The 14,687-nt window shown below is 40.6% G+C and carries 14 protein-coding genes and 1 tRNA gene; 13 read left to right on the top strand and 2 right to left on the bottom strand.

All coding sequences use genetic code 11. The features are described 5' to 3' along the window. Positions 1–186 precede the first annotated feature (186 nt). From ubiE to hemB, 8 genes are all read left to right on the top strand, one after another. Positions 187–942, top strand: coding sequence for a bifunctional demethylmenaquinone methyltransferase/2-methoxy-6-polyprenyl-1,4-benzoquinol methylase UbiE (gene ubiE / locus G327_RS0116930; RefSeq protein WP_019615992.1), 756 nt, complete (start codon positions 187–189; stop codon positions 940–942). A gap of 26 nt (positions 943–968) precedes the next feature. Next, positions 969–1,574, top strand: a complete 606-nt coding sequence (locus tag G327_RS0116925; protein ID WP_019615991.1) for a ubiquinone biosynthesis accessory factor UbiJ — start codon at positions 969–971, stop codon at positions 1,572–1,574. A gap of 47 nt (positions 1,575–1,621) precedes the next feature. Further along, entirely contained in the window at positions 1,622–3,262 is a 1,641-nt protein-coding gene (gene ubiB, locus G327_RS0116920) for a ubiquinone biosynthesis regulatory protein kinase UbiB (RefSeq protein WP_019615990.1), read from the top strand. 68 nt (positions 3,263–3,330) lie between these two features. Next, positions 3,331–3,564: a Sec-independent protein translocase subunit TatA gene (gene tatA / locus G327_RS0116915; protein WP_019615989.1), complete on the top strand. Its 234-nt coding sequence runs from the start codon at positions 3,331–3,333 to the stop codon at positions 3,562–3,564. A gap of 26 nt (positions 3,565–3,590) precedes the next feature. Further along, positions 3,591–4,001, top strand: coding sequence for a Sec-independent protein translocase protein TatB (tatB, locus tag G327_RS0116910; protein ID WP_019615988.1), 411 nt, complete (start codon positions 3,591–3,593; stop codon positions 3,999–4,001). Further along, a complete protein-coding gene (gene tatC, locus G327_RS0116905; RefSeq protein ID WP_019615987.1) occupies positions 3,998–4,780 on the top strand; it encodes a twin-arginine translocase subunit TatC in 783 nt (260 codons plus the stop codon). Before tatB ends, tatC begins: the two co-directional genes overlap by 4 nt. A gap of 28 nt (positions 4,781–4,808) precedes the next feature. Continuing rightward, positions 4,809–5,588, top strand: a complete 780-nt coding sequence (locus G327_RS0116900; protein ID WP_019615986.1) for a TatD family hydrolase — start codon at positions 4,809–4,811, stop codon at positions 5,586–5,588. A 116-nt stretch (positions 5,589–5,704) separates the two neighbouring features. Then, a complete protein-coding gene (hemB, locus tag G327_RS0116895) occupies positions 5,705–6,712 on the top strand; it encodes a porphobilinogen synthase (protein ID WP_019615985.1) in 1,008 nt (335 codons plus the stop codon). Positions 6,713–6,825: 113 nt separating this feature from the next. Here the strand turns inward: hemB and G327_RS0116890 are convergent, their stop codons facing one another. Beyond that, the gene (locus G327_RS0116890) at positions 6,826–7,989 is read right to left on the bottom strand and encodes a Wzz/FepE/Etk N-terminal domain-containing protein (protein ID WP_019615984.1); all 1,164 of its coding nucleotides are present in this window, start codon (positions 7,987–7,989) and stop codon (positions 6,826–6,828) included. 82 nt (positions 7,990–8,071) lie between these two features. Continuing rightward, positions 8,072–9,091: a tRNA (adenosine(37)-N6)-threonylcarbamoyltransferase complex transferase subunit TsaD gene (gene tsaD, locus G327_RS0116885; protein ID WP_019615983.1), complete on the bottom strand. Its 1,020-nt coding sequence runs from the start codon at positions 9,089–9,091 to the stop codon at positions 8,072–8,074. A 281-nt stretch (positions 9,092–9,372) separates the two neighbouring features. On the opposite strand from tsaD, the gene rpsU reads away from it, so the two are divergent. The 5 genes from rpsU (at position 9,373) to G327_RS0116860 (ending at position 14,131) form a co-directional block, all read left to right on the top strand. Beyond that, the gene (rpsU, locus tag G327_RS0116880; protein ID WP_015464331.1) at positions 9,373–9,588 is read left to right on the top strand and encodes a 30S ribosomal protein S21; all 216 of its coding nucleotides are present in this window, start codon (positions 9,373–9,375) and stop codon (positions 9,586–9,588) included. Positions 9,589–9,608: 20 nt separating this feature from the next. After that, positions 9,609–10,052: a GatB/YqeY domain-containing protein gene (locus G327_RS0116875; RefSeq protein ID WP_019615982.1), complete on the top strand. Its 444-nt coding sequence runs from the start codon at positions 9,609–9,611 to the stop codon at positions 10,050–10,052. 132 nt (positions 10,053–10,184) lie between these two features. After that, positions 10,185–11,936 carry a DNA primase gene (dnaG, locus tag G327_RS0116870; RefSeq protein ID WP_019615981.1) on the top strand — a complete coding sequence of 584 codons (1,752 nt, stop codon included), beginning with the start codon at positions 10,185–10,187 and terminating at the stop codon, positions 11,934–11,936. Positions 11,937–12,031: 95 nt separating this feature from the next. Continuing rightward, the gene (rpoD, locus tag G327_RS0116865; RefSeq protein WP_019615980.1) at positions 12,032–13,882 is read left to right on the top strand and encodes an RNA polymerase sigma factor RpoD; all 1,851 of its coding nucleotides are present in this window, start codon (positions 12,032–12,034) and stop codon (positions 13,880–13,882) included. Positions 13,883–14,054: 172 nt separating this feature from the next. After that, positions 14,055–14,131, top strand: a tRNA-Ile gene (locus G327_RS0116860). The last annotated feature ends 556 nt before the right edge of the window (positions 14,132–14,687 follow it).

The following is a 14,687-nucleotide window of genomic DNA, read 5'->3' as shown; positions in this document are numbered from 1 at the left end:
CATTCGCAAAAATTTATTTTTTATTAAAGGAATTCTAAAGTAAAGTCAGCAATTCTACCGTAACAAAAAGTAACATAAACAAATTTTACACAATCTCTTGTTTAGCATTCAAGATTAATGATCCAATTTTCAGCAGAATCAGGTATTATCTCGGCTCTCATTATTACCACAAACAAAGAGAAATCCATGAGTAATGCACTAGAAAACACTACACATTTTGGCTTTAAAACCGTAGAAGAAGATAAAAAAGCAGATTTAGTTGCCGAAGTTTTTCATTCTGTAGCTGCTAAATATGATGTAATGAATGATGTATTGTCTATGGGTATTCACCGAATCTGGAAGCGTTTTACTATTGACTGCTCAGGTATTCGTAAAGGTCAGAAAGCATTAGACCTTGCCGGCGGTACCGGTGATTTAACCGCAAAATTCTCTCGCGTAGTAGGTAAAACCGGCCATGTTGTTTTAGCTGACATCAACGACTCAATGCTTAAAGTAGGCCGAAGCAAGCTCCGTGATATGGGCATTGCCGGCAACGTTGATTACGTGCAGGCCAATGCTGAAGAACTGCCTTTCCCGGATAATCATTTTGATTTAGTGACCATCGCTTTTGGTCTGCGCAATGTCACCGATAAAGATAAAGCCTTAGCCTCTATCTATCGCGTTTTAAAACCCGGCGGGCGCTTATTAGTATTAGAGTTTTCAAAGCCTCTTTATCAGCCGGTGAGTAAATTTTACGACTTTTACTCATTTAACATTCTGCCTAAACTGGGAAAAATCATCGCAAATGACAGCGAAAGTTATCAGTATCTGGCTGAAAGCATCCGCATGCACCCTTGTCAGGATACATTAAAAGGCATGATGGATAATGTTGGTTTTGAAGGGACAGAATACTTTAACCTTAGCGCCGGCATTGTGGCTTTACACCGTGGTTATAAATACTAACAACAGTTAATTAAAGCGAGAAAATTATGCCATTAGACAACCTGCTTTGCGGCTTACTTGAAAGCGGTGTGAATAAACTACACCTGCTGGATGCCAGTGCACAACAAAGACGTAAACAACTTGACGGTCTGATTATTGGTGTATCTTTAAAAGAAATTAATAAACCTCTCTATTTTGTTATCAGCACCCAGCAGATTGATATTCTAGCTAAATATGAAGGCCAGCCGGACTGCTTTATCCGTCTGAATATCTCTGCTTTAAAAGAACTGCAGAATAACCATCAACTCACCCGCCTGATCAAAACAGAACAGCTTGAAGTTGAGGGTGATATCCAGATAGTCCAGCAGTTTGCCCAGCTGCTGACAGAAATGGATATTGACGGGGAAGAGGTACTTTCGACAAAAATCGGCGACGTATTAGCCCATAAGCTCTGTTATCACCTTAAACAATGCACCCAAAGTGCCGTCAAACAGCTCCATAAAATTGAAAAACACAGCGCAGAGTACATTACGGAAGAGTTAAGACTTGCACCGGGTCCATTAGAGGTGATGTACTTCTGTGAACAGGTAAATGATCTGCACAAAGAGACTCAAGCATTAGAAAAACGAATTGAGCAGCGCTTCAGCCGCTGACTCTAACAGCATTTTAAGCTCCTTTATAAGTTCACGCGGAACATCTAATGATAAAATTAAAAGAACTATCCCGCTTATATCAAATAAACAAAACCGTTATAGAATACGGGTTAATTGAACTGCTGCCTAAAGAGCATATTCCGTTCTCTTATCGTTTGATGCGCCTGACGCTTTTCTGGTTAAAAAACAAACATAAAAATACCGACCTGGCGCAGCGTTTACGCCTAAGCCTGCAATCGCTAGGGCCGATTTATATTAAACTGGGGCAGATGTTATCAACCCGCCGCGATCTGCTTCCGGCGGTTTATGCGGATCAGCTTGCCCACCTTCAGGATAATGTACCTGCATTTTGCGGTGAGCTGGCCATAAAGCAGATTGAGAAGTCATTTAACCGGCCCATTAAAGCACTGTTTGATAACTTTGATAAAACCGCCCTTGCCTCAGCCTCAATTGCACAAGTTCATACAGCGACACTAAAAGAAGACGGTCGTGAAGTTGTCATTAAAGTTACCCGGCCGGGTATTGAAAAAACGATTCAAGCCGATCTACAGTTGATGAAGTGGCTGGCGGCGCTGATGCAGCGTTTCTTAAAAGATGCAGATCGCCTGCGCCCGGTTGAAGTTGTGCAGGAGTACGAAAAAACGATTATTGACGAATTAGATCTGATGCGCGAAGGTGCCAACGCAATTCAACTGAGACGCAATTTTTTAGATTCGAAAGTACTCTACGTTCCTGAGATATATCCAGATTACTGTACAAAAGATGCCTTAGTGATGGAGCGAATCTACGGTATCCCTGTTTCGGATATAGAGTCACTGAAAGCACAGAATACCAATCTTAAATTACTGGCCGAACGTGGTGTAGAAGCCTTTTTCACCCAAGTTTTCCGCGACAGCTTTTTTCATGCAGATATGCATCCGGGAAATGTGTTTGTCTCCTACGAGCACCCGGAAGATCCGCTGTGGATAGGTATTGACTGCGGCATTGTCGGTACGCTCAATAATGAAGATAAACGTTATTTAGCTGAAAATTTCTTAGCCTTTTTTAACCGAGATTACCGTCAGGTTGCACAGCTTCATGTTGATTCAGGCTGGGTACCGCCGGAAACCCCCGTCGAAGAGTTTGAATTTGCAATCCGCGCTGTTTGTGAGCCTATTTTTGAAAAACCGCTTTCAGAGATCTCTTTTGCACAGGTTTTAATCAACCTGTTTAATACTGCACGCCGCTATAATATGAAAGTGCAGCCGCAGTTAGTCTTATTACAAAAAACCCTGCTGTATATCGAAGGTTTAGGGCGTCAGTTATATCCGCAGCTAGACTTGTGGGATACCGCTAAACCGTTTTTAGAAAACTGGATGAAAGAGCAGGTCAGCCCCAAAACATTAATGAAAAAAATGCAGCAGAAAGCCCCGTTCTGGTTAGAAAAACTGCCGGAGCTGCCGGAACTGGTTTACCACAACTTGTCACAGTCTAAAAAACAACAGCAGCAGCTGAGCTTGTTAACAGAATCAATTAATAGACAGCAGCGCAATAACAGTAAAAGCTATTTTTATATTGGCGCAGGTTTCACTTTCAGCATAATTTCTGCGCTGGCATATATGAAACCAGATCAAGATTTAGCTTTGTTTTTTGCAGTACCAGCAGTTTTTTCCTGGTTACTTGCATGGAATCATACCAATAAGGGCTAAACTTTGTTATAAAACGTCACAAGCTTTTAACCGTTTAATAAAATAATAGAAACAGAAGGAAATAAATTATGGGTGGTATCAGTATCTGGCAGCTAGTCATTGTCGCCGTGATCGTAGTTCTACTTTTTGGTACGAAAAAACTACGCGGCATTGGCGGTGATTTAGGCGGTGCAATAAAAGGCTTTAAAAAAGCGATGAAAGATGAAGAATCGACTCCTCCGAGCGTTGATGATAAATCAGAAAAAAGCACAACGGACGAACAGAAAATCAACGAAAAAACTAAACATAAAGATCAAGCATAGCCTTGAGCTAAAAGGTTTATAACTAAATGTTCGATATCGGATTTTGGGAGATGATTGTTATCTCCGTAATAGGTTTAGTAGTGCTCGGCCCAGAGCGCTTACCCACAGCTATCCGCAGCGTTCTACGCTGGGTGAACACCGCGAAAGGCATGGCTAACTCGGTAAAAAGTGAAATATCTCAAGAATTAAAGCTGCATGAAATAAATGAGAATATGATCAAGGCGAGCAAACAGGGTCTTAGCGACCTTGATCCTGACCTTAAAGAATCAATTGATGAGATGAAAAAAGCGGCACAGGAAATTACCCGCCCATATCAAACTAACAATGAAGACTTAAATTCATCAATCGCTGAGAAAAGTGTAAACACAGCAGACAGCGATGAAAATAGTATTCTTAATAAGTCTGCAGCACCAATTACACAGGATAAAAGTGAATGAGTTCAAGCGAAACCAGCGATCCGCAAACAAAACACAGCTTGCCGTTAATATCTCATTTATTAGAACTTCGTGACCGCTTATTACGTGTTATTGCGATCGTTATGGTTCTATTTTTAAGCCTGGTTTATTTTGCTAATGATATTTATCACTACATAGCAATCCCCCTTACCAGTCAGCTTCCTGAAGGCTCAAGCATGATTGCAACCGGGGTGGCAACGCCGTTTTTCACACCGATCAAGCTGACCATTGTACTGTCCATCTTTATTGCCATTCCGGCTATTTTACACCAGGTATGGGCGTTTATTGCACCGGGTTTATACAAACATGAACGCAAACTAATTGCGCCTTTGGTGATCAGCAGCGCTCTACTCTTTTATTTAGGCATGGCATTTTCTTATTATGTGGTTTTCCCCTTAGCTTTTTCCTTTTTTACCAGCACAGCACCTGAAGGTGTCACTATAGCAACCGATATCAGTAGTTATTTAGACTTTGTCTTAAAGCTGTTTTTTGCATTTGGTTTAGCTTTTGAAATCCCAATAGCAACTTTAGTCTTATGCTGGACGGGGGCAACAACACCTGAAAAATTAAAAGAGAAACGTCCATATATTGTGGTCGGTGCATTTGTCTTCGGCATGTTATTAACGCCGCCAGATGTTATTTCTCAAACATTACTCGCAGTGCCGATGCTTCTTTTATTTGAAATAGGCCTGCTGTTTTCACGTTTTTATGTGCGTAAAGACAATGATCAAGATGAAAATGAAGAAAAACCTCAAGACTAAATCTGCATAAATTACTGAGTTTTTTTAAATGATAGATATCGGTGTCAACCTGACCAATAAACGTTTTGAAAAAGACTTACCTGATGTTATTTGTAACGCCAGACAAGCTGGTGTTACAAATATGGTTATCACCGGAACCAGTTTAAAAGAAAGTGAAGCAGCTCTGCAGCTCGCCTTATCGGCTCCAGATTACCTGTACTGCACCGCCGGTATTCATCCTCATGATGCCAAAACCTTCGATGCAGCAAGCCTGTCTCACCTTAAAAATTTAGCATCAAACCAGCAGGTGAAAGCAATTGGAGAATGCGGCTTAGACTTTAACCGTAATTATTCCACACCAGCAGAGCAGGAATACGCATTTGTACAGCAGCTGGAATTAGCTGTTGAACTGCAGCTGCCGGTATTTATGCATGAGCGGGATGCAAACAAACGCTTCATTGAACTGCTAACACCTTATATCAGTCAACTTCCCAATGCAGTTCTACACTGTTTTACCGGCAGCCAGGCTGATTTAGAGCGATCCTTAGCCATTGACCTGCACATTGGCATTACCGGATGGATTTGCGACGAACGTCGTGGAGGCCAGCTTTTAGAGCTGGTAAAACTTATTCCCGGAAACCGTTTAATGATTGAGACGGACAGCCCTTACCTGTTACCTCGTTCAATGCGCCCAAAACCAAAATCCAGCCGTAATGAACCTAAGTATCTGCCGTTTATTGCACAGACAATTGCAGCGGCTCGTTCTCAAAATACGGAACAGCTTCTTATAGAAACAAGCGCGACAAGCCGCGCCTTTTTTAATATATAAAATACATTATTTGCTTTAGGGCAGAATTTATAGGACGGGGTACTTTGACACTGCTCCCGAACAAAATATCAGCCTGCAGATAGTTATTCTTACTAACAGACTTAATAGGAATATTAATGACTACTTCTCAAAGTTTCCCCGCACGACGTTTACGCCGTTTACGCAAGCATGATTTTTCACGTCGTTTAGTGGCTGAAAACCAGCTTTCAGTGAACGATCTTATTTACCCTATGTTTGTTCTTGAAGGTCAAAAGCGTCGCGAAAGTATTACTTCAATGCCCGGCGTTGAACGTCTTTCTGTGGATTTGTTAGTTGCAGAGGCCAAAGAGTTAAGCGCATTAGGTATTCCGGCTGTCGCACTGTTCCCTGTTACACCGGATGAAATAAAAACACTGATGGCAGAAGAAGCTTATAACGCAGAAGGTCTTGCACAACGCGCTGTTAGGGCGGTTAAAGAAGCCTGCCCTGAGTTAGGCGTCATTACCGATGTTGCCCTGGACCCTTTCACCACACACGGTCAAGACGGTATTATTGATCAAGAGGGTTATGTATTAAACGACATTACTACTGAAATACTAGTCAAACAGGCACTTTCTCATGCGCAGGCCGGAGCAGATATTGTTGCACCTTCAGATATGATGGACGGCCGTATCGGCGCAATTCGTAAAGCACTAGAAAACGCAGGTTATATCAATACACAGATCATGGCCTACAGCGCAAAATATGCATCAAACTATTACGGTCCTTTCCGTGATGCCGTCGGCAGCGCAGGTAACTTAAAAGGCGGTAATAAATCTACCTACCAGATGGATCCAGCAAACAGTGACGAGGCAATTCACGAAGTGGCATTAGATATCCAGGAAGGTGCGGATATGGTAATGGTTAAACCAGGCATGCCCTATTTAGATATTGTCCGCCGTGTTAAAACCGAACTACAGGTGCCTACATTTGCATATCAGGTCAGCGGTGAATATGCGATGCATAAAGCGGCTATTGATAACGGCTGGTTGAAAGAGAAAGAGTGCGTATTAGAATCATTACTGTGCTTTAAACGCGCCGGGGCGAACGGTATTTTGACCTACTTTGCCAAGCAGGCGGCAGTCTGGATGCAGGAAGAAAAGTAAGTTATTACCCTAAATGGAAAGAGCTTTCGCGGTCAAAACAAATAATCAATAGATATAAAAATCCCGCTCAATAAGCGGGATTTATTCTTAGCACAGAAAAACAGTTTAAAAAATCAAACTTCTTTTTTAGTCATAAAATAGTGCACTAGTGCAATAAATATCGAAAGCATACCCGCAAGTAACGTTGATAAAATAACAATCAATGCACGTTTTGGTGCTGCACGTGCCAATGGAGGCTCTACAATTTCTAAATAACGAAATGGTGAGAATGAACGGTCATCAACAAACTTCAAGTTGTTCAATGTATCTAATGTTATCTGCATTTGTGAAATTGACGGATCTAAAATGCTTAAATCTTTAATTGATTTTAAAACCTTAATTTTTGCTTTTAAGGCTTTCTCACCTAAATTAATCTGAAACAGCTCTTCATTAGGATTTACGTTAGTTTGATAATCAACTAAATTAGATTGAGAAGCAATCTGGTAAGCATATTCTGTTTTCTTCAATAATCGTGCTAACTTCTGCTGTACCTTCACTTCACTCATTTCGACAGAGATCTCAAGCTCTTGTTTTGACGATTCAACAAACATTAAAAATTTTTCAAACTGATTGTCTTTTACAGTTTTACTGATATATACAATATATGCATTTAACAATTCTGCTGATGATTCTTTCATTGACGTTTTAAACGATAAACTTAATTCAGAATGTTCACTGTTTAGTGATGCGTTAATTTCTGTCATCCAGTCATTAAGAACTTTTGAATATTTTTGACGTTCTTCTAGCGAACTCAAACTTAATTCTTTACTGGGAACCTTAATATTATTCTCTTTTAAATACTCAATAAAAACGGAATTTTTTTCTAAGAAGACTTTTTTATTTACTGATGAATTAAAAGCATTAATAAAGTTTTTAAATAAAGTATCAGGTTCAAAAAGATCAATAAAATCCTTCATCTCTTTTTTATTATTGGAAGATGAATTACCGGCATTTAATATAGCGCCAACTTTTTTACTTTGCGAATACAAAGTAGCAACATCATTTATCTGCGGGGCAATAACTTTACCTTTAGCAACCCACCACTCCTGTGCATTTAGAGCATAAAAAATGGATCCAACAATTGCGACAGCACACATAAACACCGTCAGCCATTTATAATCCCAAATAACTTTGAGTAACTCACGCAAATCAATTTCATCATCTTGATAAGCGGGTTGATAAACTGGAATATTTACTTCATGTTGCGTTAAGTTATTTTTATTTGTCTGAGTCATCATTAAAAGTCTTAATATAAAAGAAAAAACAATATTTAATACCGAATTATACAGTATGCGAATAATAAACGATTATTTAAATGTATTATTTCGCCACACTTAACAATATTTCTATCGGCCAGCGGGGTTTAGCTTCTATCTCTAAATTTTCAAAATGACCGGCTTTAAGACGCTGCATGCCGGCATAAGCAATCATTGCCCCGTTATCTGTACAGAATTCGTTACGTGGATAAAAAACTTCACCGCCTCTGGATTTCATTAATACGGCTAATTGAGCGCGTAGAGACTGATTAGCACTTACACCACCAGCAACAACTAAACGTTTTAAACCGGTTTCTTTTAACGCACGCTTACATTTAATAGCAATGGTATCAATCACCGCATCCTGAAACGCAAGGGCAATATCCGCTTGTGTCTGTGCATCTTTGCCCTCTTTCTGGATAGTAACTGCGGCAGATGTTTTTAAGCCGCTAAAACTAAAATCAAGACCAGGTTTATTCGTCATTGGTCGTGGGAATACAAAACGTCCAGGCACTCCGTCTTCAGCCATTTTAGCTAAGCGCGGTCCGCCGGGGTAATCCAAACCCAGTAATTTTGCAGTTTTATCAAATGCTTCACCAGCAGCATCATCAATACTTTCGCCTAATACTTTGTACTCGCCAATATTATCCACCTGCACCATAAGCGTATGGCCTCCGGAAACCAGCAAAGCTAAAAATGGAAATTTCGGGCGGTTTTCTTCAAGCATAGGTGCAAGTAGATGCCCTTCCATATGGTGCACTGCAATGGCTGGTTTATTCCAGGCAAACGCAATACTGCGCCCGATACATGCTCCAACTAACAATGCACCAACCAGACCTGGTCCAGCGGTAAACGCAACAGCATCGATATCATCTTTACTGCAGCCGGCAGAAGCTAGCGCTTCCTTAATTAATGGAATGGTTTTACGTACATGATCACGAGATGCAAGTTCAGGTACAACGCCGCCGTAATCTGCATGCAGGTCTACCTGACTGTACAATTGATGTGATAACAAACCTAATTGATCATCATAAACAGCAATACCAGTTTCATCACATGATGTTTCAATACCCAAAATACGCATATGATAAATGCCCCTTTATGAAAGTAATAATAAAAAATTTCTGCCGAAAAAAACGCGCTAGTTTAACGTAAAAAACTGGCTAACAGTGTTTTTTTTCACCTGCTAATCACCAATAAACACATTGACAGTTAAGCAAAGAGTAGATCTTAAGGATCTTTGCATATATTTCACTATATTTAACACACTAATCCTTTACTTTTTGCCCCAAATAGGATTAAAATCTCGCACCATTTTAAATGAACTGGTCAATATACGACCGTAACCATAAAGGTAATAGGCACATGCCAGTAATTAAACTTCGTGAAAACGAACCATTTGACGTAGCACTTCGTCGTTTTAAACGCTCTTGCGAAAAAGCAGGTATCTTAGCAGAAACACGTAAACGTGAATACTTTGAGAAACCTACTACAGTACGTAAACGCGCTAAAGCAGCAGCAGTTAAACGTCACTTGAAAAAACTTTCTCGTGAAAACGCACGTCGCGTTCGCCTTTACTAATTATTAGATAAAGGTCAATTATGTCTTTAAAAGCAAGATTAAAAGAAGAACAAATACTCGCAATGCGAGCGAAGAATAAGGTCCGTCTGGGCACTGTTCGTATGTTACTAGCTGCAATCAAACAAATTGAAATCGATAATAAAGTTGAGCTGAATAATGATGAGGTTACGGCTGTCATCATTAAATCAGTAAAACAGCGTAAAGATTCAATTACTCAATTTGAAAAAGCGAATCGACTTGATCTTGTTGAAGTTGAAAAGACAGAACTTGCTATATTGCAGGAGTTTCTTCCACAAGCACTGACCACAGATGAAGTGAAAGCTTTAGTCGAGCAGGCTGTTGCATCTTCTGATGCAAACGGTATGCAGGATATGGGGAAAGTGATGGCAGTACTCAAGAAAGATATTCAAGGACGAGCTGACATGGGTGAAGTAAGCGCACTTGTAAGAGCCAGCTTAGCTTAACTCTGAAGATCGTTAGATAAAAAAGCCCCATGCTTAGCAATAAGTTTGGGGCTTTTTTGTTTGTAAAGTACACTTAACAGCAGATCCGCTGAACAACGGATTAATTTAATAATTTACTTAATGGTTTAATACATGGCTGGACGCATTCCTCGAAATTTTATTGATGATCTTATTGCCCGCACCGATATTGTTGACTTCATTGACAGCCGTGTAAAATTAAAAAAGAAAGGCAAAGACTACCGCGCCTGCTGCCCCTTCCATAACGGTAATAACAACTCCTCCTTTTCTGTCAGTGCCGATAAACAGTTCTATCACTGCTTTAACTGCGGAGCGAGCGGCAATGTACTCTCTTTTGTTATGGAATATGACGGTATTGAATTTGTTGATGCCGTTGAAACACTAGCCGAACAGTTATCTATTGAAGTACCGCGAGAAGAAAACGGCTCGCCGGCATCACAGCAAAATAGTTATGTTGACCGTAAAGACCTCTATCAGCTAATGGCTGATATTACCGTTTTCTATCAGCAGCAGTTACGCTCTCATAAAAACAGTAAACAGGTAATCAACTACCTTAAAAAACGCGGTTTATCCGGAGAAACGGTCAAGTACTTTAAAATTGGCTATGCGCCTGACGGCTGGGATGAAGTACGTAAACGCTTTGCTGTTTCGCCTGATCTAGAAAAACAGCTGATTGATGCCGGTATGTTAATCCCTAAAGAAAAAAACGGCAGTTACGATCGCTTTCGGGACCGTTTAATGTTCCCTATTCATGATCAGCGCGGCCGTGTTATCGGATTTGGCGGACGAGTTTTAGGTGAAGGTGAACCTAAATATTTAAACTCACCTGAGACACCGATCTTTCATAAAGGCAAAGAGTTATACGGTTTATACCAGGTTAAGCAGAGCTATAAAGAAATTCAGCGCATTTTAGTCGTAGAAGGTTATATGGATGTTGTTGCGCTTGGTCAATTTGCTATTGATTATGCAGTTGCATCACTTGGTACCAGCACCACATCAGATCACATTCATATTCTTTTCCGCCACAGCAGTGAAGTGATCTGCTGCTTTGACGGCGATAAAGCAGGAAGAACGGCAGCCTGGCGAGCGCTGGAAAATGCACTACCTTATATACAGGACGGTCGAACATTACGCTTTATGTTTCTTGCTGATGGTGAAGATCCGGACAGCTTAGTGCAGAAGGAGGGTAAAGAAGCCTTTGAAAAACTGATCGAACAGGCAGTCCCATTATCTGATTTTCTTTTTCAGCACTTATTAAGCCAGGTCGATATGAGTATTGCGGACAGCAAAGCCAAACTGGCACAGCTGGCAATTCCGCTGATCAGTAAACTTCCTGAAACTGTATTTCGACAAATGATGGAAGAAAAATTAATTCAGTTACTGGGCATTGAAAAACAAGGTTTGAAGAAACTGCTGCCGGAAGCAGCAAAAACAGCTAAGCCCGATAACAAACAGAAAGTAACACCGATGCGCTTAGCCATTTCGGTGCTGCTGCAGCACCCGAGCATGGCTTACGGTCTGCCGGAGTTTCCTGAATTTAAAGAGATAAATTTACCCGGCTTAACTTTATTAAATTCGTTACTTGAAATATGCCGAGTTAGTCCCAACATAACTACAGGGCAATTACTTGAACACTGGCGGGAAAAGCCAGAAAGTAGTCAGCTGAATAAGCTGGCGGTATGGCAAAACGATGTTGAAGAAGAAAATTATGAAGCGGTTTTCTTAGATATCTTAGAAAATTTCCTTAATCTTCACATCAATCAGAAGATTGAATATTTAAAACAAAAAGCCCGTACAGGGCAAGTATTAACTAGCGAAGAAACACTGCAGCTTGCGCAGCTTCTCGTTGAACAAAAACAAAATTAATGGAACTGGAAAAATTTACAATATAAGCGTATAATCGAGCGCTTGTATTTTTTTCAATTACATATCCTATTTGCACTCTATTTTGGACGGTATCTATGGCTCAAACACCTCAGTCACAGCTCAAAGAGCTTATTATAAAAGGTAAAGAAAAGGGTTTCTTAACCTACGCAGAAGTTAATGACCACCTGCCGCAAGATATTGTTGAATCAGAACAGGTTGAAGACATTGTTCAAATGATCGGTGACATGGGGATCCGTGTTGTTGAAACTGCACCAGATGCAGATGAAATGATGTTAGGCGGAGACGACAGCGATACTCCCGATGAAGATGCTGTAGAAGCTGCAGCACAGGTTTTAGCAACGGTTGAATCAGAAATCGGCCGTACAACCGACCCTGTGCGTATGTATATGCGCGAAATGGGTACTGTTGAGCTGCTGACACGTGAAGGCGAAATTGTTATTGCCAAACGTATCGAAGAAGGTATTAAAGAAGTACAGACTTCCGTTTCTGAATATCCGGCAACAATAACGGGTTTATTAGATAACTGGGACAGCTACGAAGCTGAAGAGATGAAACTGACTGATTTAATCAGCGGTTTCGTTGATCCGAATGATGAAATGACTCAGGCGGTCAGTGCGACACATATCGGCTCTGAATTAACAGACAGTCAGTTAAAAGATGAAGACTTGCCTGATGATGGCGAGGATGAAGACGACGAAGAAGAAGGGCCAAAAGGTCCTTGTCCTGAAGAAGCGGCTGAAAAGTTTGCTGAACTTCGCAAACTGAATAAAGTTGTTGAAGATTCAATAGCCAAAAACGGACGCGGTCACGCAGAAACCCGTAAGGCAATCAATGAGCAGGCAGAGTTCTTCCAGCAGTTTAAACTGATCCCAAAACAGTTTGACCGTATGGTTAAAGCCATCCGTTCTTCAATGAATACTGTTCGAGTTCAAGAGCGGCTTGCTCTAAAGATCTGTGTTGAACAGTGTAAAATGCCTAAGAAAGAGTTCATCTTCATATTCAAAGGCAACGAAACTAATAAATCATGGATCGAAGCAATTCTTTCCAGTGGCACCGATTACGCAAAACGTATTAGTGAATTTGAAGAAGACTTAAACCGCTGTTTAAGAAAAATGCTGGCAGTTGAAGAACAAAGTGCACTTACTATCAGCGATTTAAAAGAAATTTCACGCAATATGAGTATCGGCGAAGCAAAAGCACGCCGTGCGAAGAAAGAGATGGTAGAAGCCAATTTACGTCTAGTTATCTCTATCGCTAAAAAATACACTAACCGTGGTTTACAATTCTTAGATTTAATTCAAGAAGGTAATATCGGTCTAATGAAAGCGGTTGATAAATTTGAATACCGCCGTGGTTACAAATTCTCAACTTACGCAACCTGGTGGATCCGTCAGGCAATTACTCGCTCTATTGCCGACCAGGCGCGTACCATTCGTATCCCGGTACATATGATTGAAACGATTAATAAACTTAACCGTATTTCTCGTCAGATGCTGCAGGAGATGGGGCGTGAACCGCAGCCGGAAGAACTAGCTGAACGCATGATGATGCCGGAAGATAAAATCCGCAAAGTCCTGAAAATTGCTAAAGAGCCGATCTCAATGGAAACACCCATTGGTGATGATGAAGATTCACATCTAGGTGATTTCATTGAAGATACGACTATTGCTCTACCGGTCGACTGTGCAACAAGCGAAAGCCTTAAAAATGCAACGAACGATGTATTGGAAGGATTAACCGCACGTGAAGCAAAAGTTCTGCGTATGCGTTTTGGTATTGATATGAATACCGACCATACTCTTGAGGAAGTTGGTAAACAGTTTGATGTAACACGTGAGCGTATCCGTCAGATTGAAGCGAAAGCATTACGTAAACTTCGTCATCCGAGCCGCAGTGAACAGCTGCGCAGCTTTCTAGACGAATAATTCATTTACGGTACAAACAAAAATCCTGCTGATGCAGGATTTTTTTTAACTAAATAGTGATAATTGACTGAGTTTGTCGATTAACACCCAAAAGAGCGATTAATTAATAGGCAAACGACTTACATAGGCTAGACAGATATAAGCGAAGCTTATATAATCGCGTTTCAAATTTGGCCCCTTAGCTCAGTTGGTTAGAGCATACGACTCATAATCGTCAGGTCCCCCGTTCAAGTCGGGGAGGGGCCACCATATTATTGATAAGGCGCATGGAGAAATCCACGCGCCTTTTTCATATCTAGACTTTAGTATTTTAAATCCTGTCCATATCCGGTAACCTCCCTCGCGACTTTCACATTTAAATTCTAAGCAAAATTACAACAATCATATTTCTCAGCACTAAATCATTATTTTAAATCAGCATTGATATGTACCTGTAGATCATTACCAATTCAGACCAGACTGTGATTACCCCATGCCTCCATCATGATTCGCGCTAATCTAACTCAGATACAATTCAGAGCGATTCTAGCGTTAGATAAATTCCTCTAAGTAATTACATTCGCCACTCCCCCCCCTCTGCTACGGAGTCACTCAGCAAGCAGTTACATAGCCTCAACAGATAAAATGAACTGGATTAGTACCGTCGTATTTAAATTAAAAATAATAGCTAGCTCTACTGTCGCCGCCGTCGGGAAATTTAGGCTAATCTAATCTAATCTAATCAGCTCAGATTCTAATTCAACCAGTAATTCACAGACTGATATTCATACTCATATCGCTAATTGTGTCACTAGGGGGATTTTAG

The organism is Psychromonas ossibalaenae ATCC BAA-1528, from assembly GCF_000381745.1.
Classification (GTDB): domain Bacteria; phylum Pseudomonadota; class Gammaproteobacteria; order Enterobacterales; family Psychromonadaceae; genus Psychromonas; species Psychromonas ossibalaenae.
The sequence above is the reverse complement of the archived record's forward strand: the minus strand, read 5'-3'. Positions and strand labels throughout refer to the sequence as shown.